The sequence below is a fragment of the Hoeflea sp. genome (genome assembly GCF_039975035.1).
In the GTDB taxonomy this organism is placed as follows: Bacteria; Pseudomonadota; Alphaproteobacteria; order Rhizobiales; family Rhizobiaceae; genus Hoeflea.
Genome location: NZ_JBDWHW010000126.1, coordinates 1 through 22,805, shown reverse-complemented (window position 1 = coordinate 22,805; position 22,805 = coordinate 1). Strand labels below are relative to the sequence as shown.

The window sequence follows — 22,805 nt, the reverse complement described above, 5'->3', positions numbered from 1 at the left end:
TCTGTTATTTAATGCTTTTTCATACACTTCAGACTCAATAACTTGAACAGCACGTCTGAAATTGCCGCGACGCAACAAAAAACCGGGGCTCAGGGCCCCGGTTTGTGTCTGATCAGGCAGTTTGAATAGCACCCGGGCCCGGTATCGCCCCGGGTGGGCATTTGCCGGCGATAATCATGCCGAGAAGATCGTCCTCAGACACATCGGCGACCTTGGCGGTCCCGACCAACTGGCCGTTCTTCATCACGTTGGCCCGGTCGCATAATGACTTCACCTGGTGAATGTCGTGATCGATCAGAAGAATGCCGATGCCCTCGGATTTCAGCTGATCAATCAGTTCGGCAACCATCCGCGTTTCCTGCACGCCGAGAGCCGCCGTGGGCTCATCCATGATCAGGATCTTGGCGTTGAAATAGACCGCGCGCGCGATTGCAACCGATTGTCTCTGACCACCCGAAAGCCCCGCCACTGGCGTGTGGAAACGCCGGAAATTCGGATTGAGGCGTTTCAGGATTTTTCGGGTCTCAGCCTCCATCAAGGCGTCATCGACAAATCCCAGGGGGGTCACCAGTTCGCGGCCAAGAAACAGGTTGGACGCGGCATCCAGATTGTCGGCCAGCGCAAGATATTGGTAGATCGTCTCGATCTGCAGATTGCGCGCATCGCGCGGATTGTTGATCGCCGCCTTCTTGCCATTGATGAAAATTTCGCCGCCATCGCGCGGCAATGCGCCCGACAGCATTTTCGTCAGAACGGATTTGCCGGCGCCATTGTGACCCAGAACACCGACGACCTCGCCAGGGTACAGATCAATGGTGACATGATCGACGGCCTTGATGCCGCCGAACGATTTCTGCATGTCGCGCATTTCGACGAGAGGTGTGGTCATGTCTTGTCTCCCGTCCGGCGGCGATAAACGATGTCAATAAATACGGCGAGAACCAGCACAGAACCGACGACCATGTTCTGGTAAGGCGCATCGACGCCGACCATTGCCATGCCCGATTGCAGGCTCTGCATGATCAGCGCGCCCAGGATCGCGCCGTAAATGGTGCCCATGCCGCCCGACAGTGCTGTCCCGCCGATCACCGCGGCGGCGATGACGCGCAGTTCGTCGAGCGTACCGATATCATTGGAATGAAAGGTTTGCCGTGACGAGGCGACGATGGCCGAAATGGCGCACAAGACCCCCATGATGGCGAAAATCTTGACGGTGAGCAGACGTGTGTTGATACCGGCCAGTTCCGCCGCTTCGGGATTGCCACCGGTGGCGAAAATATATCGTCCGAGGCGGGTGCGCCGGGCGACAATCGTCATGACGAAGGCAATCAGGATCAGCAGCAACACCGAGATCGGTATTCCGTACCCCTGAACGAGCCCGTCCGGCATCATCTCGCCACGCGCCTCGAAAATCCGCTGCAGTCGAGCTGTCGGAATTTCGTAAGCGTTCAGAACAGCCACGAAACCGACAATCACCGCTGCGATGATCGCACCCATGACGACTTCGGCCCAAACCGGCTTGACCGGAAACTCGTGCAGAACCTTGTTCCGCCGCGACTGGAAAAGCACATAGAATGAGGCCAGAACTGCGAAACCGGCAAAAATCCAGCTCCAGGTCTCGCCCAATGTGCCGTTGATCCCGCCGAAAAGCTGAAAATTCTCGTCAAGCGGGCCGATCGTCTGGCCCTTGGTCAGGTGCCAGGCTACGTTGCGCCAGACCAGAAACCCGCCCAGCGTGACAATGAAAGCGGGAATCGCCAGGTAGCCGATCAGCCAGCCGTGGAAGGCGCCGATCAGCAGGCCGGTCAAGACGCCAACCAAAATCGCGATCGGCATTGTCAGCGGATGGTTGAGACCAAACCCCAACCAGTCCGGCGCCACCACCGTCTGCATCATCGCCATCATCGCCGAGCAGGTCGCCAGCAGCGAACCGACCGATAGATCGATATGGCGGGTCACAATCACGAACACCATCCCGGTCGCCATGATCGCGACCGACGCGGTCTGAATCGTCAGGTTGAAGATGTTGCGGGGCGTCATAAAGCGCCCGTCGGTGAGGACGTTGAAAATCAGACAGATGACGACAAAAGCGCCAATCATGCCGAGCAGGCGGGTATCAAGTTCAAGCGCGGCGAAGAAATTGCGAGGCTTCGCCTGCGTACTCGTTGCGGGGGACGTGTCGGTCATGGCCGTATCCGGGTAATGAGCATCAATACGTCCCCACCCCTGCGGATGGGGACATCATTCAGGCAATCAGCAACTGAGCCTGTGGCTTAGTTACAAGGAGCAGGACCGCCGGAAACGCCCTGGCACAGGTCTTCCTTGCTGATCCAACCGGCATCGACGACAGTGGCGAGATTGTCCTTTGTGATCGGAACCGGAGCAAGGAACATCGCGGTCATCGTAGTGCCGCCCGGAGACGTCCACTCGGCGGAGCCTTCGATGTCGCTCATCGCCGTGCCGCCGGCCAGTTGCACGGCGATTTCGCCGGCGACCTTGCCGAGTTCACGAGCATCCTTCCAGACGCTGACAGTCTGGGTGCCATTGGCGACACGGTTGAGGGCAGCGTGGTCGCCGTCCTGGCCGGACACCGGAATGCCGTCCATGCCCTGTGCCGTGAGCGCGGCAACAACACCGCCGGCGGTGCCGTCATTGGAAGCAACCACGGCATCGACCTTGTTGTCGTTGGCCGTCAGGATCTGTTCCATGTTGCGCTGGGCGTTGGCCGGAAGCCAGCCGTCGGTATAGGCTTCGTCCACGATCTTGATGTCGCCGGAATCAATCGCCGCCTGCAGGGCTTCCTGCTGGCCGCCGCGAAGGAAGTCAGCATTCGGATCGGTGGGCGACCCCTTGATCATGACATAGTTGCCCTTCGGCTGGAGGGCAAAAACAGCGCGTGCCTGCATACGACCGACCTCGACATTGTCGAAGGTCAGGTAGAAGGCGCGGTTGTCTTCGATCAGACGGTCATAGGCGATGACCGGAACGCCTTCGTCAGCGGCAGCGGTCACGGCGGGAATGATCGCCTGGGTATCCTGGGCGAGAATGATCAGCGCGTTGACGCCCTGCGCCATCAGGCTTTCAACATCGGACAGCTGCTTGGCTGCCGACGATTGCGCATCGGTCGACACATAGGTGTCGCCAGCGGCTTCGATGGCCGCCTTGATCGCGGCTTCGTCGGTCTTCCAGCGCTCTTCCTGGAAATTCGACCAGGAAACTCCAATTGTCTTGCCGTCCGCCAATGCGGCGCCGGCCATTGCGGCTGTCATGACGACGCCAGCAACGAGCGTGCTAACTAACTTTCTCATGTAATCCTCCCGGATGGATAACGATCCAAAATATCAAACGTGCCCGGCATTTCAGAGCCAAACACTCCTCCGAAGCTTTTTAATTCAAGCCTCGAAAAAAATCGTGACTCAAAAGCGCTTGCATGTCAACATGAAACGCAATCGAGGTAAGCTGTTGCAATGCAATATTAATTTTGCGTTGCAACCAACTTTAGAGGAGGATTCCCGGGAAAATGTCGATAGTGCTTCGCTCCGACGACATGCGGAGACGCAACCGCTTGCGCATCATTCAAATCGTGCGGCGCGGGGGCGCGATCAGCCGGGGCGAAATCGCCCGGTCCGCATCGCTCAGTCCGGCGACGGTGTCCACGATCTCAAGCGAGCTGATTGCCGAAGGCGTCCTCATTGCGCGCAGTGCAGAAATCAACGGTAACGCGGGGCGCGGGCGCCCGAGCGTCGAGCTGTCGGTCAACCCACAGTTTTGTCATGCAGTGCTGATCGTTCTCAAGATCGGAGCGGTCGATGTCGCCATCATCGACTATGCCGGCACGGTGGTCATCCGCCAGCAATTCCATCTCGACATGGCCAATGTCACCATGGAGATTTTCCGGGATACACTGATCACAGAAATCCGCCAGACCTGGGAGGCCTCCGGGCTCGCCGACGACCAGTTCGGGCGCATCTCCATCGGCCTGCAGGGAACCACCGATATTGCCGGTCTGCAGTTGCTGCGCTCGCCGATGACGCCACTGACCGACATTCCCCTGGCCTACTGGCTGCAGGAGGAATTTGGCGTGCCCGTGCGACTGGCCAATGACTGCGACCTGATCGCACGCGCACTCAATTGGCGCGATCCGGAGCGCTACAGCGAAAATTTTGCCGCCATACTGCTTGCCCACGGCGTTGGCATGGGTCTGTTTCTTCGCGGTCAGATCATCAACGGAACCCGGTCATCGGGAACGGAATTTGGTCATATGCTGCACCAGACGGACGGCGCGTTGTGCCGGTGCGGGTCGCGCGGTTGCATAGAGGCGGATGCCGGCGACTACGCGATCCTGCGCAGATACCTCGGCAAGCCCGCCAACGCGGAACCGGAAAGCCATGTTGACCCATCGGAGATCATCCGCATTGCCGAAGCTGCGCGCAAAGGCGAAACCCTTGCGGGCGAATCTTTCGCGTCCGCCGGCCGCGCGCTGGGATCTGGCCTGGCCGGCCTGTTCGCACTTGTCGATCCGTTCAGGATCGCCTTTGTCGGTCATGGCGCGGCAGCCTTCGATCTGATGGAACCAGCATTGCGCGAGGTTCTCAGGAACTCGAACGCTTCGGCCGCAAGCAACATCCCGATCGATCTCTACGTCGACGAGATGCCACTGGTTCTGGACGGCTGCGGCATCGGCGCGCTCTCCGAAATCGACGCCACGCAGGCGGACCGGGTTTGGGAAACCACGAGGAATTAGCGGCATGACATGGCGCCAGCTTTCCTCCGAAACCGGAATGCGCGAGCTATTTGCGGGTGACCGTATCCGCGTCGAATGCGAAGCAACTTCCGTCGGCAAAACAAGCCTTGCGGGCAAGCAGGAGACCGGTATGGCGACGGCGGCAGGACTGCGTCGATTATGCGCGGGCAGGAGGAACAGCAGCATGAATTCACGCAACCGGATGGCGGGAGTGACCAGCCTCGCCGTTATTCTCGGCCTGCAAATCGGGTGGGCGTCGGCAGTCCTTGCCGACGAGCCCTGGGCGGAACGGACCCGGGCGCTGGGCGCGATCGGGGAAATGCCGACCGGGGTTCTGTCCAAAGCCGAGCTGGACAGCCTGAGAACAACCGGCGAAGCCCTGTTTGGCGCAAATTTCACCCCGCTCGACGGAGTCGGACGGCCGCAGGCGACCCAGGCGATCGATCCGACCCGGCGCAAGCATCCGCGCGAGCAGGTGTTTTTCCGTACCGCGGGCCCTGACGCGGGATCGTGCGGGGCCTGCCACAACCAGCCCGCCCTGGGTGGTGCGGGCGATTTTGTCACGAATGTCTTTGCATCGGAGGGGTTCGAGAGCGCGGATTTCGATTCACTTGATCCCCAATTCTCCAGCGAGCGCGGCACCAATCATCTGTTCGGCGCCGGCCTTGTCGAATTGCTGGCGCGGGAAATGAGCCATGAACTCCAATCGATCCGTGCGGAAGCCCTCGCCCAGGCGCGAGCAGAGGAAGCAGTCGTTCGGCGCAAGCTCGAAACCAAGGGTGTGGAGTTCGGGTTCATTACCGCCGAGCCCGACGGCTCGGTCAATCTTGACGATCTCGATGGCGTCGACACCGATCTTGTCATCCGTCCTTTCAGCCAGAAAGGCGTGATGACCTCGCTCAGGCAGTTCACCATCAACGCCATGAACCAACACCACGGCATGCAATCCGACGAGCGCTTCGGCGCACGCTGGACCGGATCCGCTGATTTTGACGGTGACGGAGTATCCGGGGAAATGTCAGCTGTCGATGTTTCGGCGCTGGTTGCCTGGCAGGCGACGCTGCAAGTTCCCGTACGGAAGGTCCCGGATGTGGATGGCTGGGCCGGGGCGGCCGCGCGCGGCGAAGCAAGCTTCACCGATTTCGGCTGCACTGTCTGCCATCGCCCTGCCCTGCCGCTCCAGAGCCTTTCCTTCGCCGACCCCGGCCCGTTCGATCTGGCCGGCACGCTCAACGACCGGCAAGTCGAGGAGACGGCGATCTATGATGTCGGTTTGATGGACTGGGCGGCGGCGCTGCCCCGCGACGAACAAGGCCGCGTGCTGGTGCCCCTGTTCGGCGACCTGAAACGGCACGTCATGACCGACAACCAGATCGATGCGCTCGGCAACGAGCTTCTGTCCCAACGTTTCGTGGACAGGAACATTTTCCAGACCGCGGAACTGTGGGGGGTCGGTTCAACCGGACCCTATGGTCACCGCAATGATTTCAGCAGCCTCAATGACATCATTCTTGCCCATGGCGGCGACGGGCGTGCTGCTCGTGACGCCTATGCCGCGGCCGCCGATGCGGACAAGTCGGCATTGATCGCGTTTCTCAAAACCCTGGTGATCATCCCATGATTCGTCCGTGTTCACTCCTCGCCATCAGTACCGTCTGGCTGATCGCCTCAAGCCTTCCGGTCACCGCTCAAACCGCCTTTCCCTCCGACGTGCCTATCCTGCACGAGGAAGCGGCGAGTGCCGGCATCGATCACAGCTATACCGGCGGCTGGGAGTTCTTTGTCGGCGGGGGCGTCGCCAGCTTCGACTGCAACGGCGACCGCCGTCCCGATCTGATGATTGCCGGGGGTGCCTCACCGGCCGAGTTCTTTGTCAACGAGAGCCCGACAGGCGGAGCCTTGGCGTTCAAGCCGATTGAGACCGGGCTGGATCCCGACGACCTCACCGGTGTACTCGGTGCCTACCCTGTGGACATCGACAATGACCGGCACATGGATCTGGTGCTGCTCAGGCTTGGCCGCAACCTGGTGCTCAAGGGTGGACCGCACTGCCAGTTCGAAAAGGCCAACCGGAGCTTTTCGATCGACGGCGGACGGGCCTGGTCGACCGGGATGTCCGCAACCTGGGAGAAAGGCAGCCGGTTTCCCACCATCGCGATTGGCAATTATGTCGATCGTTCAGCTCCGGGAACACCATTTGGAACCTGTGAACCCAATCAGTTGCTGCGCTCGCGCCCGGGCGCTTCGCCCGATTATTCGGAGCCGCTGACACTTGATCCCGGCTACTGTGCGCTGTCGGTGCTGTTTACGGACTGGAACCGCTCGGGACGGCCGGATCTGCGGATTACCAACGACCGGCAATATTACCGCGATGGCCAGGAACAGCTCTGGCAGATGTCGGAGGGGCGCCCGCCCCGGCTCTATTCGCAGTCGCAAGGCTGGCAGCGCCTGACCATTTGGGGCATGGGGATTGCCGAAACAGACTTCGATGCAGATGGTCTCCCCGAATATGCCCTGACCTCGATGGGCGATACCAAAATACAAAAGCTTGACGAGGAAAGCGGCGAAGACCGGCCGACCTACCGGGACATCGCCTTCGAGAAAGGCGCCACGGCACAACGGCCCTACACCGGCGGAGACCACAAACCCTCAACCGGCTGGCACAGTCAGTTCGCCGATATCAACAACGACACCCTGACCGACCTGTTCATTGCCAAGGGCAATGTTCAGGCGATGCCTGATTTCGCGAGTTTCGATCCCGACAATCTGTTGCTCGGCGGATTTGACGGAACCTTCCACGAAAAGGGAATGGAAGCAGGACTCGCGCTTGAGACGCGCGGGCGCGGTGCGGTTGTGGAGGATTTCAACATGGACGGCATGCTCGACCTTCTCGTCGTCAACCGCGAACACCCCGCCAGCCTGTTTCGCAATCTTGGTGCGGAAACCTCTTGGGGACACCGGCCGATGGGCAATTGGGTGAAGGTGGAGCTGGACAATGGCAAGATCAATCCCAACGCGGTCGGCTCGCTGATCTCCGTGCGCACCGGCACCCGCACCCAAACCCGCCGGATCCAGATCGGCGGCGGTCACGCCTCGGGTCACGCCGGCTTTGTCCATGTCGGCCTGGGCGTGTCTGAACGCGCCACCATCCGCGTGCAATGGCCCGACGGCGAGTGGAGCCATCCGTACCGAGTGTTCGCAAACCAGCATGTGCGGATCATCCGCGGCGAAGCCAATGCGCGGTACTGGTACCCTGCCGCGCAGGGAGGATGACGGCAAGGAGGATGACGACCGGCGGCATCATTCGATAAAGCCGTGACGCATGGCGAAGGCCACGGCCTGGGTTCGATTGACCGCTCCGATCTTCTTGGCGACGTTGTTCAGGTAATGATTGACGGTGTGTTCCGACAAATCAAGAATCCGGCCTATTTCGACCGATGTCTTGCCTGCTGCTGTCCAGAGCAGGCACTCCCTTTCACGCTCGGTCAGGGGAGAGGCGGTTTTGACCGGTTCGGCGGAAACACGACGCAGCTTGTGATGTATCAGGTGTCCCAGAAGGGTCATTTCCGCGGTTTCACAAGAACTCATCGGCGGCCGGTCGCCGAGAAAACACACGGCCGCGGGGCCGTGGTCGGGATGGTAGACCGGAATGATAAACCAGTAGTCGAGATCGGGTTGAGCGGGGACCACATCAGAGACCGCAGGAGGACTGTCGGGCTGAGCTGAATCAGTTTCGTGGAGCCGGTATTCGAATGGCGCACCGGTGCCTCGTATCATCGCCGCCAGCGGATGAACCGTCATCGATCCGATAGTTCCGTAAGCCTGGAACAGATCGGTGGGGGCGGAGGTGATGATGACAGCCTCGGAGAACAGTCCGTCGGCCGGGCCTGCCGTATTTGTCACCAGGAAATATTTGAAACCGGATATTCCGGTGATCTCCCGAAGCAACCTGAAAATATCAAACTGCGAAACGCATTGCTCCAGACGCCTGCGCATGGCCTGGATTTCCTGCTCGCGTGATTTCCGCCCGGTCATCGGCACTCCGAATGGGTGAACTCTCCGGTCTGCTTGTTTGCACTGGACCGAACTTCACCCAAAACACTTCTGGCTTCCATTTCACACGACAACTGGTTCACCCGCCCGCCAAAATCTTCCAGCCCACTGGTATCTGGATGCATTTTTTCCAATTCGGACCAGTTCCACGACCAGCGGGGTCTCCGGCCAGTGACGTTCCAGATTATACCAAATTGGGAGAGATGCAAAACCTGGCACCCGGGATACTTTGATGTTGTCCGGCACGGCTTAAAAGTCATAGAGTCAGAAACTGGATGAGGAAAAATCAAAGGGGATATCATGCTTGGAATGATGCAGGACTGGCCGTTGCTTTGCCACAAGGTGATTGACCATGCCGCCACCTATCACGGCAAGCGGGAGGTGGTGTCCCGTTCGGTGGAAGGACCTTTTCACCGGACGAACTACAGCGAAATTCACGGTCGCTCGCTCAAACTGGCGCAACGGCTGAAGCAGGATGGCCTGGTCCTCGGCGACCGCGTTGCAACAATGGCCTGGAATACCTGGCGGCATCTGGAGACCTGGTACGGAATCATGGGTATTGGTGCGATTTACCACACCCTCAACCCCAGGCTGTTTCCCGACCAGATCGCCTGGATCATGAACGATGCCGAAGACAAGATGCTGTTTGTCGATCTCACCTTTGTCAAACTGGCCGAGATGATCGTTCCGAAAGTGCCAAGCATCGAGCGCGTTGTCATCCTGACCGATGACGCGCACATGCCGGAATCCTCGCTCAAGAACGCGGTTTCCTATGAAAGCTATATCGCTGATGCCGACGGCGATTTCGCCTGGGCTGACTTCGACGAGAGAACGGCTGCGGGCATGTGCTACACATCGGGCACCACGGGTGACCCGAAGGGCGTGGTGTATTCCCACCGGTCCAACGTCCTGCATGCCATGACGGCGCTTGGCCCGGACATGCTGAACCTGGCTTCGCGCGACCGGCTGATGCCGGTGGTTCCCCTGTTTCATGCCAATGGCTGGTCGACAGCGTTTTCAGGCCCCATGTCCGGCTGCGCGATGGTGATGCCTGGCCCCGGAATGGATGGCGCATCGGTCTACGAAATCCTGACCAAGGAGAAAGTCACGATCACGGCGGCGGTGCCGACGATATGGCTGATGTTGCTTCAACACATGGAAAAGCATGGCGGCAAATTGCCTGATCTCTCCCGCGTGGTTATCGGCGGCTCGGCCTGCCCACGCGCGATAACACAGGCATTCCAGGACGATTACGGCGTCGAGGTTATCCATGCCTGGGGCATGACGGAAATGAGTCCGCTGGGCACTTTGTGCTCGATCAAGCCGGAGTACAGCCATCTGGAAGGCGAAGAAAAGCTCGACCTGCAAACCAAACAGGGGCATCCGCCGTTTACGGTCGAAATGAAAATCACCAATGACGAAAACGATGCCCTTCCCTGGGACGGCAAGACCTTCGGCCGGCTCAAGGTTCGCGGCCCGGCGGTTTCATCCTCCTATTACAAGGGCCGCGGCGCCGAACAGTTCGACACCGAAGGCTGGTTCGACACCGGTGACGTCGCTCATGTCGACACCTATGGCTACATGCAGATTACCGACCGGGCCAAGGACGTGATCAAGTCGGGTGGCGAATGGATTTCCACCATCGAGATTGAGAATCTGGCTGTCGGACATCCGGACGTGGCCGAAGCCGCGGTGATCGGCGTCGCTCATCCGAAATGGGACGAGCGGCCGCTGCTGGTGATCGTGGTCAAGGAAGGACGATCGCCGAGCAAACAATCGCTGTTCGACTTTCTGGAAGGCAAGATCGCCAAATGGTGGATGCCCGACGATGTGGTGTTCGTTGAGGAAATCCCGCACACCGCCACAGGCAAGATCCAGAAGACCACCTTGCGTGAGCAGTTGAAGGACTATCATCTGCCGACCGTCTGAGCAGAGCCGGAGCTCCCCGGCTGCATCAATCGGGCCCGCAAGCTTTCGCGCGCGGGCCCGTCGTTGGGTATCGATCCTGTCAGCGCAGCCGCAGTCCCGAGCGGGCGTCAAACAGAAATGCCCGGGCCGGGTCAAAGCCGGTTTTCAGCAGATCCCCCTCCCGTGCTTCACGGTTGCCGCGCAGTTCGATGGTGAGCGGCAGTTCTTCCTCGGATCGCGAATAGGCAAAAGACGAGCCGCCGAGATTTTCGATGACATCGACCGGCGTCTCGATCCGGATGGCGCCTGCCGGATCGAAATGCTCCGGCCTGATGCCAAGCGACAGTTCGGCGCCCCTTTGCGGATGCGGACTGGTGATTGTCATCGGCACGACCACGTCACCCATGTCTGTCAACCGCACGGTCAAAGTCTCGCCATCAGAGGCTTCAACCACGGCCGGCAGGAAGTTCATTCGCGGCGATCCGATGAAACCGGCGACAAAGCTGTTGTCGGGATCATCATAGAGATGCAGCGGTGAACCAACCTGCTCCACCCTGCCCGCGCGCAGCACCACGATCTTGTCGGCAAGCGTCATCGCCTCGACCTGATCGTGGGTCACATAGATCATGGTGGCGCCGAGTTCCTTGTGCAGCTTGGCGATTTCCAGCCGCATCTGCACGCGCAGTTCGGCGTCGAGATTGGACAATGGCTCGTCGAACAGGAACACCTTGGGCTGCCGGACAATCGCCCGTCCGATGGCGACCCGCTGACGCTGACCGCCCGAGAGTTGCTTGGGCTTGCGCTTGAGCAGGGGTTCAAGATGCAGGATTGCCGCAGCGCGGGCGACGCGCGCCTTGATGTCGTCCTGCGGATGGCCGGTCATCTTGAGACCGAATCCCATGTTTTCCTCAACCGTCATGTGCGGATAGAGCGCATAGGACTGGAACACCATGGCGACACCACGGTCGGCGGGTTCAATGTTGGTGACATCGGTTCCGCCAATTTCCAGCGTCCCGCCGGTGGCATCCTCCAAACCTGCGACAAGCCGCAAAAGTGTGGATTTCCCACAGCCGGAGGGCCCGACAAACACGGTGAATTCGCCATCGTCCACGGATAGATCAACGCCGTGAATGACATCCACCGCTCCAAAAGACTTCTTGACCTTGCGGAGTTCAAGCCCTGCCATTTTTTCTCCCTTTCCTCCACCCCGCATCTGGCGGGACTGTTTCAGTTGACGCCATTATTTCCGGCGTGCATTCCAATCAGCGATCACGTCACGTCCGTGGGCCGAGCCGAGGCGCCATATCGTCCATGATGGCATCGGCTGCTTGGCGGACCATGCCTGCCCAGGACTGCAATGCCTCCATCGAGACCCGGTAGGCCGGCCCGGTGACCGAGAGTCCGGCAAGAAAACTGCGATCTTGCGAGTAGACCGGGGCCGCCACGCAGCGAATTCCGATCTCGTGCTCCTCACGATCATAGGCGTTGCCGGTACTGCGGATATCGACGAGTTCGCTCCTGAGGTCCTGCGCCGTGATGATCGTGTGTTCGGTAAACCGGCGAAACGTGATCTTTTCGAGTAGTTCATCAAGCGCATCATCGGTCATCGCCGACATCGCGGCCTTGCCGACGCCGGTGCAGAACACCGGTGACGCATTGCCGATCTGGGAGTACATGCGCACGGCCTGCCGGCTCTCGACCTTGTCGAGATAGATCACTTCGGTGCCGCGCAGAACACCCAGATGCACGGTTTCACCGGTCTGCTCGTGCAGCGTCCTGAGATGAGGTTCGGCTATGGTGCGGAACTGGTTTCCGGCCCAAGCCTTGGCGGCAAATTTGAGCAATCGCAAGCCGAGCGAATAGGAGTGATCACGGTTGAGGCTCAAAAGCCCCTCTTCAACCAGATTGCTCAATTGCCGGTGAAGCGTGCCGCGCGGCTGATCGCACCGATCCAGAATTTCGGTAAAGCGCATCGGCACCTCGGCTGAGGCGACAATGTCGAGCACCGTGATCGCCTTGCCCAGGGTTCCGGTATCGGGTTGCGCCCGCGTCCGCGCCGCCGGTTGCGAAGTTTCCGACGCGACAGACTGCGGCTTCGCCGTGTCGCTGTTAGGTGCTTTGTCCACTTTCCCTCCCCCCGGCCACACAGATCCAATGGTGTTTTGCCGCTTGACATTCACTACACCATAGTTTGATAATTCTGAATAGTCAAATTGTGTTCCATATAATGGAATTTTTTGGAGACGATCTGACTTGGCTTGAGGATCCTGGGAGGTGTCCTTCGGCCCGGATGTAAAACCGGCTCTGTCGGTGGCTGCTACTCCGGGCGGGATTCTCGGAAGTTAACCATTGGGAGGATGACCCGAATGAAACTCTTGAAAACTGCGCTGCTTGGCTCAGCCGCGGCTGTGCTAGTTGCCAACTCCGCATTCGCCGAGGCGCGTGTTGTGAAATATTATGCCGACTTCGATCCCGCACCGCTCGCGGCCTTCGAGGCCGTGATCGCCGATTTCGAAGCCGCAAATCCGGACATCGACGTGGTGTTGCAGAATTTCGATCATGAAGGCTACAAGACATCGATCCGCAACTTCCTGTCGGCGGACTCACCCGACCTCGCCAACTGGTACGCCGGCAACCGCATGGCGCCCTTCGTCAATTCGGGCCAGTTCCAGGATATCTCCGACGTCTGGACCGACAACAATCTGGGTGACAGCCTGGCCTCGGCCAAGGGTTCGATGACCATCGACGGCAAGCAGTGGGGTATCCCCTACACTTATTACCAGTGGGGGATTTACTACAACAAGGACGTCTACAAGCAGGTCGGCGTTGACGTTCCCGCAACCTGGGCCGAGTTCATCGACAATTGCGCCAAGTTCAAGGAAGCCGGCATCGACTGCCTGACCACAGGCACCAAGGCGCTGTGGCCCGGAGCCGGCATCTTCGACTACATGAACCTGCGCACCAACGGCTATGATTTCCACATGGATCTCACCGCCGGCAAGGTTGCCTGGACCGATGATCGGGTGAAAAACACCTTCGCCGAATGGGCCAAGCTGGTTGAGCCCGGTTACCTGACCGCCGACCACGCCGCACTCGAGTGGCAGGATGCAGCATCACTCTTGGTGCAAGGCAAGGCCGCCAACTATGTCATGGGCAACTTCGCCGTAGCCGTGTTCAAGGACGGCGGCATGACCAACGACACGCTGGGCTTCATGACCTTCCCGGAAATCACCCCGGGCATCCCTCGGGGCGAGGAAGCGCCGACCGACACGATCCACATTCCGGCCGGCGCCAAGAATGTCGATGATGCCAAGAAGTTCCTGGCCTATGTCGCCACGGCGGATGTGCAGACCAAGCTGAACGAAGCGCTCGGCCAGTTGCCGATCAACAACCAGTCGAAGGTTGGCGACGACCCGTTCCTGCAGGCAGGCTTCGAGATGCTCTCGACGGCAGATGGCGGCATCGCGCAGTTCTTTGACCGGGACGCGCCGGCCGAAATGGCCAAGATGGGCATGGAAGGCTTCCAGGAGTTCATGGTCAAGCCGGGCAATGTCGACAAGATCCTTGAGCGCCTCGAAAAGGCGCGCCAGCGCATCTACAAATAAGCCAAAAGACCGGGCGGCGAATGTGCCGCCCGGCCACAATTTTCATGACCTGAGATGACCGGTAGCACAACGGCAACGTGCGCAAGGCCGGCGGCATACTGGGAGGCAGCCATGACGGGGTCAGCGACGACGGCACTTGCCGGAACCGGAAGCGGCAAACAAGGATTCTGGAGGAAAAACCAGCGCGCAATGGCGCCATGGATATTCCTCGCGCCCGGCATCGCCATGTTCACGCTCTATGTCATCTACCCGATCATCGCATCGATGTGGCTGAGCTTTTATGACTGGGACGGGCTTGGCGCCAAGGTCTGGATCGGCGTTCAGAACTATGTCGAGCTGTTTGATGACGACGCCTTCTACACCTCGCTTCAAAACAACATCATCTGGTTGCTGCTCTATATGCTGGCGGTTCCGGCCGGATTGTTCATCGCGCTGTTTCTCAATCAGACGGTGACCGGAATCCGCATCTACAAATCCCTGTTCTTCTTTCCCTTCGTCATCAGCCAGGTGGTTGTCGGCCTGATATTCTCCTGGTTCTACGCCCCGAATTTCGGTCTGTTCTACAATCTGGTCGAATGGATCACCGGCACCGGCCTCGCCGTGCTGGCCGATGACCGTTATGTCACCTACGGCATCATCGCCGCCGGTCTCTGGCCACAGATCGCCTATTGCATGATCCTGTATCTGACCGGCCTGAACAATGTGTCCCCCGACCAGATCGAGGCGGCGCGGCTTGACGGCGCACGGGGATGGCGGATGCTCTGGCATGTGATCCTGCCGCAACTCCGGCCCGCGACATTCATCGCCGTTGTCGTCACGGTGATCGGCGCGCTCAGATCCTTCGATCTGGTCTCGATCATGACAGACGGCGGTCCTTACGGCTCGAGCCGGGTGCTGTCGTTCTACATGTATGAACAGGCGCTGTCGGAATACGGCTACCGGATGGGCTATGGCGCGGCAATCGCGGTGATCCTGTTCGCGATCATGATGGTGTTCATCTCCGGTTTCATCTGGAAGATGATCCGCGACGAAAGGGGCATGTGATGTTTCCCATTGCCATTGAGAAAACCTCGGCGCCCATGCAGATCCTCTACAAGATCGCGCTGCCGGTGGCGCTCGTGCTCTGGTTGCTGCCGCTGCTGGGCGTCGCCATGACCTCGCTGAAACCGTCGAGCGATCTGGCGGCGGGCAATTATTTCGGGCTGCCGAGCTATCTCGCGTTCTCGAACTATGCCGATGTCTTCCGCAACTCGCCGATCGCCGGTTACATTCTCAACTCCTTCAAGGTAACGATCCCGACCGTGATCGGCGCGGTTGCCATATCCTGCCTGTCCGGATTTGCACTGGCGGTCTACCGCTTTCGTTTCAACCTGCTGATCTTCTTCCTGTTCGTTGCCGGCAATTTCGTGCCGTTCCAGATTCTGATGGTGCCGGTGCGCGACCTCACGGTGTCGACCGGGCTCTACAACACCATCACCGGGCTGGCGCTGTTCCACATCGCCTTCCAGTCGGGGTTCTGCACGCTGTTCATGCGCAACTTCATCAAGGGCCTGCCGTTCGAACTGATCGAATCTGCCCGCGTCGAAGGCGTCTCCGAATTCCGCATCTTCTGGTACATCGTGCTGCCGCTGATGCGGCCCGCCATTGCCGCGCTGTCTGTGCTGATCTTCACCTTCATCTGGAACGATTACTTCTGGGCAACCGTGCTGACCACAAGCGCCGAGACGCAACCGGTCACCGCAGGGCTCTATTCGCTCAACGGTCAATGGATCGCGCAGTGGCAACTGGTTTCGGCCGGATCGATCATCGCCGCGATGCCGCCGGTGCTGATGTTCTTCCTGATGCAGAAGCATTTCATCGCCGGGCTGACGCTTGGCGCCACGAAAGGCTAAAATGACCATTTCCGACATGCCAGACTTCACGGTCACGGATGTGTACCGGCTCGATGGAGGCGACCGTACGGCCGCCTTCGCCAGTTTCAACCACGGCGTACCGTGCCTGGTCCATTTCGGCGCCAGCTTGCCGGAACAGGATGATGTTTCCCAATTGGCGCTCGCAACCATTCCAAATGTTGGCGCCGGGCAGATCGATCCGTTTCAGCCGCTGACGCTGTGTCCGCTGGCAATCACCGGCTGGCAGGGTCATCCCGGCATGATTGTTCAGACTGCTGACGGGCGCGACTATCTCGCCAATCCGACGATGGCCGGCGTCAAGGCCGACGGGGTCGACGGCGTCCGCTTCACGCTTTTTGATCGCGGCAATGCCGATGGCGTCAAGCTGATCATTTCCGCACGGCTCGAACCCGCCACCGGCATCCTGCATCTAGAGCACCGCCTGACGCTGCCCCAGGGCATGAGCAGCAGCTGGCTTGCCGCGCCGGCAGTTCCCGCACCGACCGGGGCCAGCAGCATCATCGATCATTCGGGCCGCTGGTGCGGCGAATTCCGGCGTCAGGAAACCGAGTTCCGCACCGGCGCACATGTCCGCGAAAGCCGCGAAGGCCGCACCGGTCACGCCCATTTCCCCGGCGTCACACTGGCCTCAGCCGCGACCGGAGAACACGCAGGCACCTGTCTGGCCGCAACGCTTGCCTGGAGCGGCGGACACCGGATGCTGGCCGAGGAGCTGCCTGACGGCCGGCGGCAAGTGCAATTCGGCATACTTGACGATGGACTGGCGCAGGGCGAGATCATCTCGCCTGAGCTGATGCTGGCGTGGTCGGATCAGGGATTGAATGACCTCTCGCACGCGTTCCACCGCCATCTGCGCGCCATCCAGGCGCCGGTCAGCCTGAAGCGCTGTCGGCAACCGCATCCGGTGCATTACAATTGCTGGGAAGCCGTCTATTTCCGCCACGACCTTGCTGAACTCAAGGCCATCGCCTCGCGGGCCGCCGGTCTCGGCGCCGAACGGTTCGTGCTTGACGACGGCTGGTTCCGCGGCCGCAACGACGACACCTCCAGCCTCGGCGACTGGGAGATCGACACGGCGAAATTTCCCGATGGCCTGGCTCCGCTGATCGACCATGTCCATGCCGAAGGCATGCGCTTCGGCCTGTGGTTCGAACCGGAGATGGTCAATCGCAACAGCGACCTGTTCCGCGCCCATCCCGACTATATGTTCGGTCCCGACGACCAGCCCAGCGGCCGGCAGCAGCATGTGCTGGACATGGCTCGTGAAGATGTGCGGGAGCATCTGTTTGCGCAGATCAGCACCATCCTGTCGGCCCATGCCATCGACTATGTCAAATGGGATCACAACCGGCCGCTGACCGGCGGCAATCCGGACCAGGCGCGCGGGTTCATGGCACTGCTCGCAAGGCTTGTCGACGCTCATCCCGATGTCGCCTTCGAAAGCTGCTCCTCGGGCGGCGGCCGCATCGATTTCGCGGTGCTGACCCTTGCCAGCCGGGTCTGGTTGTCTGATTCCAACGACGCACTGGAACGGCTGCGAATGCAGCACGAGGCCAGCCGCTGGATTGCCCCGGAAGCCCAGGGGTCGCATGTCGGCCCGCGCCATTGCCATACATCCGGACGAGTGCTGTCGATGTCTTTCCGGGCCTGGGTGGCGGCACAGCGTCACATGGGCTTCGAGATGGACCCGCGCGAACTCACCCAGGAGGAAGCAGAAACACTGAGCCGCGTCACCGGATGGTGGAAACTGAATCGCGATTTCCTGTTTTCGGGTTCGCATTACAGGCTGGAATCCGATGATTGCGAAATCCTTGCGGAAATGACGGTGGGAGCTGGCGCAAACCGGTTCATCCTGTTTGCCGGACAGGCCGGGGCTTCAGCGCAAATCTTCCCGCGCCCCCTGCGCGCGGCGGGACTCGACCCTCAAGCCATTTACGAGTTGAAGCTGGTCAATCCTGAAGATATCAGCCGACGAGCCAACCGGCGGATCGTCAATGCCTTGCCCGATGGCGGAAGCGTGCGTTTGTCGGGCGCGTTCCTGATGACCCATGGCCTGCGCTTGCCCAATTCACAGCCAGCGTCCATGACTGTGATTGAAGGAAACCGAACAGGTACGGGAGTCAGAAATGCCTGAACAGACTGCAGTTTTTCCAGACCTGAAAGACGCCTCGGTGCTCATTACCGGTGGCGGATCGGGCATTGGCGCGGCACTGACCGAGGGCTTTGCGCGGCAGGGCGCCCGCGTCGCCTTCATCGATATTGCCGTCGAGGCCAGCCGGACGCTGGTGGACCGGCTTGCCGGAGAAGTCGACCATGCGCCTTTGTTCATCGAAGCCGATCTCACCGATCTGAGCCAGTTGCGCAACGCCTGCGCAAAGGCCGATGAAGCCCATGGCGCGATCACCGTACTGGTCTCCAATGCAGCGCTCGATGACCGTCACGATCTCCTCGACATGAGCGAGGATTATTGGGATGCAAACCAGGCGATAAACCTGCGCCCTGCTGCCTTTGTGGCGCAGGCGGTGGCGCCCGGCATGATCGAGGCCGGAAAAGGCGCCATCATCAATTTCACGTCAACATCCTACATGCTCAACATCGGCGCAATGCCGGCCTACACCGCGGCCAAGGCAGGCATCGTCGGCCTCACCAAGGGGCTTGCCGGGCGACTCGGCCCCGATGGAATTCGCGTCAACGCGATTGCCCCGGGCTGGGTGATGACAGAGCGCCAGAAGAAACTGTGGGTCACCGAAGAGGGACTTGCGGAGATGCTCGACCGGCAATGCCTCAAGCGGACAATCGAACCCGAAGACATGGTTGGTCCCTGCCTGTTCCTGGCTTCGAATGCGTCCGCCATGATCACCGCGCAAGTGCTGATTGCCGATGGAGGCATGATGTGAGTACGACGCCCGCCATCATCGCGGTCGACTGGGGCACGTCGAGTTTCCGGCTGTGGCTGATGTCAAATGACGGCACCGTGCTTTCCGAACACCGCAGCGATGAGGGCATGAACGAAGTCGCGGAACGTGGTTTCGAGACAGTTCTGGAAAGCCATCTGAGCGCATTGTCGATCCCCGAAACGCTGCCGGTGGTCATCTGCGGCATGGCGGGATCCCGGCAAGGATGGGTGGAAGCCGGCTATATCGATACCCCCGCCGATGTGACGACCATTAGCCGGCACGCCACAATCGTGCCGGATGTTGCGCGCCAGATCATCATCATACCCGGCCTGGCGGTGCGCTCGATGAGCGAACCCGATGTAATGCGCGGCGAGGAAACGCAATTGCTCGGTGCGCATCTGGAAATGCCCGGCGGCGAGCGCTACTGCATGCCCGGCACGCACTCGAAATGGGTGAGCATGGATGGCGCCATGGTGACCGGCTTTGAAACCTTCATGACCGGCGAATTGTTCGCCACAATCAGCGCCAGGACAATTCTGGTCCATTCCACCGGCGGCGAAGGCCCGGTGGACGCCAACGATCCTGCCTTCCTGACTGGTGTGCGCGACGGATGGACCCGGCCAGAAAAAACCACACATCATCTGTTTTCGATTCGCGCCGCGCAATTGCTGCATGATCGCGGTCCGGATGAAAACCGGGCGCGACTTTCCGGATTGCTGATCGGCGCGGAATTCGCGGGCGCCGGCATCAAGGGCGAGGAGCAAATCGCGCTGGTGGCCAGCGGCGCCCTGCACCGGCTTTACCAGGCGGCGCTGTCGGAATGCGGCGTCCAGGTTCGCGACATTGATGCCGATGTGGCGGTACGAAGCGGCCTGGTGGAAGCCTGGCATCGATTTTCAAACAGGAGTGGGGATCTCAAGCGCGCATGATACGGATCAAATTTCCTTCAATGAAGCGCAGCCTGGTGGCGATCCTGCGCGGCATCAAACCTGAAGAAACCGCCGATATAGTCGACGGACTGATCGCCGCCGGGTTCACGGCAATCGAGATCCCGCTCAATTCGCCCGACCCGTTCCGCTCCATCGAGATCGCGGTCAAGCGTGCGCCGAAAAACGTGATAATCGGCGCGGGCACGGTCTTGACTGTTGAAGATGTCGACCGGCTCAACAGTGTCGGCGGGCGACTGATGGTCAGCCCCAATGCCGAACCGGGCGTCATCAGCCAGGCTGCCTCTCATGGAATGGTGACGATGCCGGGCGTCTTCACGCCGACCGAAGCGCTTTCGGCCTGCGCGGCAGGCGCTTCGGCGCTCAAGTTCTTTCCGGCCAGTGTGCTTGGGCCGTCAGGGATCAACGCTATCCGCGCGATCCTGCCCAAAGATGTTCCTGTTGGCGCGGTCGGCGGGGTTTCAAACGATGATTTCGCCGCCTATGCCCGCGTCGGAGTGAGGACCTTCGGGCTCGGCTCCAGTCTCTACAAGGCCGGAATGGAGCCGGGTGAAGTTGCAGCCCGCGCGGAGGCGGCAATCAAGGCTTATGATGCACTTGGGGAGGACCAGCCATGACCGCCCAACACGAAGTATTTTCAGGATCGACCCTGAAAACGCCGGTCAGCATGCTTGGCGAGGGACCGACCTATGATCCGCAGACGGAGACGGCGTGGTGGTTCGATATTGTCGGCCGGAAGCTGTTCGAATACGCGCTGGAAGCCGAAACTTTCAAAATCCACGATCTGCCGGAGATGGGCAGCGTGCTGGCGCGGATCGATGACGAGCGTCAGATCGTCGCCACCGAGACCGGGCTGCATCTGCGCCAGCGTGCAAGCGGCAAGCTCGATCTGATCACGCCGATCGAGGCCGACAATCCGCTGACCCGCTCCAATGACGGACGGGTTCACCCGTGCGGCGCCTTGTGGATCGGCACCATGGGAAAAAATGCCGAAGCGAAGGCCGGCGCGATCTATCATGTGGCGCGCGGGGTGGTGAGCAGGCTTTACCCGGACATCACCATACCCAATTCAATCTGTTTTTCCCCTGACGGCACGGTCGCCTATTTCGCCGACACCGATGCGGCACAACTGATGCGAGTGGAGATCGATCCGGCCACCGCGCTGCCAGTTGGCGAACCGGCTGTGTTTTATGAGCATCGCGGCAAAGGCGGGCTTGATGGCTCGATTTGCGACGCCGAGGGGACCATCTGGAACGCCCGCTGGGGCGCCGGATGCATCGATGCCTATTCGCCAGAGGGCAAGCGCATCATCTCGCTCGAGGTGCCTGCCAGCCAGACAACTTGCCCGGCCTTCGTCGGCGAGACCGCCAACCGGCTGCTGGTGACCTCGGCACGGGAAAACCTGTCGGCGGAACAGCTTGACCAGGATCCGAACGCCGGCTCGACATTCCTGCTTGGCCATCCGGTCAAGGGACGGTTCGAGCCGGACTACAGCCTGTGAATTTATCTGGAAGAGTGCGACGATGAAACGGACACTCGGTGTTTGCTACTATCCCGAACATTGGCCCGAAGCCCAATGGGCGCAGGATGCTTTGCGCATGGCAAAGCTCGGTCTGACCCATGTCCGCATCGGCGAATTTGCCTGGTCGCGGCTTGAACCCAAACGCGGGACCTATGATTTCGACTGGCTCCGCCGCGCTATCGACACGCTGCATGCCGCAGGACTGAAAGTGGTGCTGGGAACGCCGACGGCGACGCCGCCGAAATGGCTGGTGGACGAAATGCCGGATATGTTGCCGGTCGGCGCCGACGGTTCGGTGCGAAAATTCGGCTCGCGACGGCATTATGACTTCTCCCATGAAGGCTATCTCGAGGAATGCCAACGTATCACCCTGGCGCTGGCCCGCGGCTTTGGCGAGCATCCGGGGGTTTGCGCCTGGCAGACCGACAATGAGTATGACTGCCACAACACCACGCTGTCCTATTCAGCCGCCGCCCGCAGCGGATTCCAGGCCTGGCTGCACCGCAAATACCAGTCGCCCGAAGCGCTCAACCGTGCCTGGGGCAATGTGTTCTGGTCGATGGAAGTCTCCGAATTCAGCGAAATCGAATTGCCGAACCTGACCGTGACCGAGCCAAACCCGTCACACTTACTGGATTTTCGCCGCTTCAGCTCGGACCAGGTGGTCGCGTTCAATCGTCTTCAGGTTGAGATCCTGCGCCAGCACTCGGATGCACCGCTTGTACACAACTACATGGCGCGAATCACCGATTTCGACCATTACCGGGTCGGAGCGGATCTGGACATCGCCAGTTGGGATAGCTATCCGTTGGGCTTTCTTGAAGATCGTTCGGATGCGTGTGATGACTGGAAACGCCGCTTTGCCCGACAGGGGGACCCTGATTTCCAGGCTTTTCATCATGATCTCTACCGAGCTGTTGGCCGGGAGCGCTGGTGGGTGATGGAGCAGCAGCCGGGTCCGGTGAACTGGGCACCGTACAATCCGGCGCCGCTTCCGGGCATGGTGCGGCTATGGAGCTGGGAGGCCTTTGCTCATGGCGCCGAAGCGGTCTGCTATTTTCGCTGGCGCCAGGCGCCCTTTGCTCAGGAGCAGATGCACGCCGGCCTGCTGCGACCGGACAGCGTCGAGGCACTGGGACTGACCGAAGCCAAGGACGTGGCGACCGAAATTGAAGCGCTGCCCGAGGTCGGCACTGCCCAGGCCCGGGTGGCGCTG

Annotated in this window: 19 protein-coding genes; 13 read left to right on the top strand and 6 right to left on the bottom strand. The window is 60.3% G+C overall.

The genetic code is table 11. The features are described from left to right. Nucleotides 1–112: 112 nt before the first annotated feature. The 3 genes from ABJN75_RS10695 to xylF form a co-directional block, all read right to left on the bottom strand. A complete protein-coding gene (locus tag ABJN75_RS10695) occupies nt 113–889 on the bottom strand; it encodes an ATP-binding cassette domain-containing protein (RefSeq protein ID WP_348439516.1) in 777 nt (258 codons plus the stop codon). Beyond that, on the bottom strand, nt 886–2,187 hold the full coding sequence (locus tag ABJN75_RS10690; protein ID WP_348439514.1) for a sugar ABC transporter permease: 1,302 nt from the start codon (nt 2,185–2,187) through the stop codon (nt 886–888). Before ABJN75_RS10690 ends, ABJN75_RS10695 begins: the two co-directional genes overlap by 4 nt. Before the next feature lie 86 nt (nt 2,188–2,273). After that, complete coding sequence (xylF, locus tag ABJN75_RS10685; RefSeq protein ID WP_348439512.1) at nt 2,274–3,308, bottom strand: D-xylose ABC transporter substrate-binding protein; 1,035 nt, start codon at nt 3,306–3,308, stop codon at nt 2,274–2,276. A 212-nt stretch (nt 3,309–3,520) separates the two neighbouring features. Here xylF and ABJN75_RS10680 point away from each other — a divergent pair, with 212 nt between their 5' ends. The 3 genes from ABJN75_RS10680 to ABJN75_RS10670 all read left to right on the top strand — a co-directional run bounded on the left by ABJN75_RS10680 (nt 3,521) and on the right by ABJN75_RS10670 (nt 8,017). Continuing rightward, a complete protein-coding gene (locus ABJN75_RS10680) occupies nt 3,521–4,744 on the top strand; it encodes an ROK family transcriptional regulator (RefSeq protein WP_348439507.1) in 1,224 nt (407 codons plus the stop codon). 184 nt (nt 4,745–4,928) lie between these two features. Next, nucleotides 4,929–6,365: a di-heme oxidoredictase family protein gene (locus tag ABJN75_RS10675; RefSeq protein ID WP_348439505.1), complete on the top strand. Its 1,437-nt coding sequence runs from the start codon at nt 4,929–4,931 to the stop codon at nt 6,363–6,365. Next, a complete protein-coding gene (locus ABJN75_RS10670) occupies nt 6,362–8,017 on the top strand; it encodes a VCBS repeat-containing protein (protein ID WP_348439503.1) in 1,656 nt (551 codons plus the stop codon). Before ABJN75_RS10675 ends, ABJN75_RS10670 begins: the two co-directional genes overlap by 4 nt. A gap of 27 nt (nt 8,018–8,044) precedes the next feature. Here the strand turns inward: ABJN75_RS10670 and ABJN75_RS10665 are convergent, their stop codons facing one another. Then, the gene (locus tag ABJN75_RS10665) at nt 8,045–8,779 is read right to left on the bottom strand and encodes a LuxR C-terminal-related transcriptional regulator (RefSeq protein WP_348439501.1); all 735 of its coding nucleotides are present in this window, start codon (nt 8,777–8,779) and stop codon (nt 8,045–8,047) included. A gap of 318 nt (nt 8,780–9,097) precedes the next feature. Between ABJN75_RS10665 and ABJN75_RS10660 the strand changes: the two genes are divergently transcribed. Then, a complete protein-coding gene (locus ABJN75_RS10660; RefSeq protein WP_348439499.1) occupies nt 9,098–10,726 on the top strand; it encodes a long-chain-fatty-acid--CoA ligase in 1,629 nt (542 codons plus the stop codon). A 79-nt stretch (nt 10,727–10,805) separates the two neighbouring features. Here the strand turns inward: ABJN75_RS10660 and ugpC are convergent, their stop codons facing one another. Beyond that, entirely contained in the window at nt 10,806–11,891 is a 1,086-nt protein-coding gene (gene ugpC / locus ABJN75_RS10655; protein WP_348439497.1) for a sn-glycerol-3-phosphate ABC transporter ATP-binding protein UgpC, read from the bottom strand. A gap of 88 nt (nt 11,892–11,979) precedes the next feature. Continuing rightward, nucleotides 11,980–12,729 carry an IclR family transcriptional regulator gene (locus ABJN75_RS10650; RefSeq protein ID WP_348439548.1) on the bottom strand — a complete coding sequence of 250 codons (750 nt, stop codon included), beginning with the start codon at nt 12,727–12,729 and terminating at the stop codon, nt 11,980–11,982. Between the two features lie 342 nt (nt 12,730–13,071). On the opposite strand from ABJN75_RS10650, the gene ABJN75_RS10645 reads away from it, so the two are divergent. The 9 genes from ABJN75_RS10645 to ABJN75_RS10605 all read left to right on the top strand — a co-directional run. After that, nucleotides 13,072–14,310 carry an ABC transporter substrate-binding protein gene (locus ABJN75_RS10645; protein WP_348439495.1) on the top strand — a complete coding sequence of 413 codons (1,239 nt, stop codon included), beginning with the start codon at nt 13,072–13,074 and terminating at the stop codon, nt 14,308–14,310. Between the two features lie 111 nt (nt 14,311–14,421). Further along, nucleotides 14,422–15,354, top strand: coding sequence for a sugar ABC transporter permease (locus ABJN75_RS10640; protein WP_348439493.1), 933 nt, complete (start codon nt 14,422–14,424; stop codon nt 15,352–15,354). After that, on the top strand, nt 15,354–16,202 hold the full coding sequence (locus ABJN75_RS10635; protein WP_348439491.1) for a carbohydrate ABC transporter permease: 849 nt from the start codon (nt 15,354–15,356) through the stop codon (nt 16,200–16,202). The genes ABJN75_RS10640 and ABJN75_RS10635 overlap by 1 nt, the downstream gene beginning before the upstream one ends. Nucleotide 16,203: 1 nt before the next feature. Then, entirely contained in the window at nt 16,204–18,357 is a 2,154-nt protein-coding gene (locus ABJN75_RS10630; RefSeq protein WP_348439489.1) for an alpha-galactosidase, read from the top strand. Further along, nucleotides 18,350–19,120 carry an SDR family oxidoreductase gene (locus ABJN75_RS10625; RefSeq protein WP_348439487.1) on the top strand — a complete coding sequence of 257 codons (771 nt, stop codon included), beginning with the start codon at nt 18,350–18,352 and terminating at the stop codon, nt 19,118–19,120. The genes ABJN75_RS10630 and ABJN75_RS10625 overlap by 8 nt, the downstream gene beginning before the upstream one ends. Continuing rightward, on the top strand, nt 19,117–20,049 hold the full coding sequence (locus ABJN75_RS10620; RefSeq protein ID WP_348439485.1) for a 2-dehydro-3-deoxygalactonokinase: 933 nt from the start codon (nt 19,117–19,119) through the stop codon (nt 20,047–20,049). The genes ABJN75_RS10625 and ABJN75_RS10620 overlap by 4 nt, the downstream gene beginning before the upstream one ends. After that, nucleotides 20,046–20,684, top strand: coding sequence for a 2-dehydro-3-deoxy-6-phosphogalactonate aldolase (locus ABJN75_RS10615; RefSeq protein WP_348439483.1), 639 nt, complete (start codon nt 20,046–20,048; stop codon nt 20,682–20,684). Before ABJN75_RS10620 ends, ABJN75_RS10615 begins: the two co-directional genes overlap by 4 nt. Further along, on the top strand, nt 20,681–21,568 hold the full coding sequence (locus ABJN75_RS10610) for an SMP-30/gluconolactonase/LRE family protein (protein WP_348439481.1): 888 nt from the start codon (nt 20,681–20,683) through the stop codon (nt 21,566–21,568). The genes ABJN75_RS10615 and ABJN75_RS10610 overlap by 4 nt, the downstream gene beginning before the upstream one ends. Before the next feature lie 22 nt (nt 21,569–21,590). After that, nucleotides 21,591–22,805: beta-galactosidase (locus tag ABJN75_RS10605; protein ID WP_348439479.1), on the top strand; the 1,215-nt coding region annotated here is incomplete at its 3' end.

Coding starts and splice junctions, on each gene's coding strand:
- ABJN75_RS10695 (WP_348439516.1), bottom strand. CDS start 889: ATGACCACACCTCTCGTCGAAATGCGCGACATGCAGAAATCGTTCGGC.
- ABJN75_RS10690 (WP_348439514.1), bottom strand. CDS start 2,187: ATGACCGACACGTCCCCCGCAACGAGTACGCAGGCGAAGCCTCGCAAT.
- xylF (WP_348439512.1), bottom strand. CDS start 3,308: ATGAGAAAGTTAGTTAGCACGCTCGTTGCTGGCGTCGTCATGACAGCC.
- ABJN75_RS10680 (WP_348439507.1), top strand. CDS start 3,521: ATGTCGATAGTGCTTCGCTCCGACGACATGCGGAGACGCAACCGCTTG.
- ABJN75_RS10675 (WP_348439505.1), top strand. CDS start 4,929: ATGAATTCACGCAACCGGATGGCGGGAGTGACCAGCCTCGCCGTTATT.
- ABJN75_RS10670 (WP_348439503.1), top strand. CDS start 6,362: ATGATTCGTCCGTGTTCACTCCTCGCCATCAGTACCGTCTGGCTGATC.
- ABJN75_RS10665 (WP_348439501.1), bottom strand. CDS start 8,779: ATGACCGGGCGGAAATCACGCGAGCAGGAAATCCAGGCCATGCGCAGG.
- ABJN75_RS10660 (WP_348439499.1), top strand. CDS start 9,098: ATGCTTGGAATGATGCAGGACTGGCCGTTGCTTTGCCACAAGGTGATT.
- ugpC (WP_348439497.1), bottom strand. CDS start 11,891: ATGGCAGGGCTTGAACTCCGCAAGGTCAAGAAGTCTTTTGGAGCGGTG.
- ABJN75_RS10645 (WP_348439495.1), top strand. CDS start 13,072: ATGAAACTCTTGAAAACTGCGCTGCTTGGCTCAGCCGCGGCTGTGCTA.
- ABJN75_RS10640 (WP_348439493.1), top strand. CDS start 14,422: ATGACGGGGTCAGCGACGACGGCACTTGCCGGAACCGGAAGCGGCAAA.
- ABJN75_RS10635 (WP_348439491.1), top strand. CDS start 15,354: ATGTTTCCCATTGCCATTGAGAAAACCTCGGCGCCCATGCAGATCCTC.
- ABJN75_RS10630 (WP_348439489.1), top strand. CDS start 16,204: ATGACCATTTCCGACATGCCAGACTTCACGGTCACGGATGTGTACCGG.
- ABJN75_RS10625 (WP_348439487.1), top strand. CDS start 18,350: ATGCCTGAACAGACTGCAGTTTTTCCAGACCTGAAAGACGCCTCGGTG.
- ABJN75_RS10615 (WP_348439483.1), top strand. CDS start 20,046: ATGATACGGATCAAATTTCCTTCAATGAAGCGCAGCCTGGTGGCGATC.
- ABJN75_RS10610 (WP_348439481.1), top strand. CDS start 20,681: ATGACCGCCCAACACGAAGTATTTTCAGGATCGACCCTGAAAACGCCG.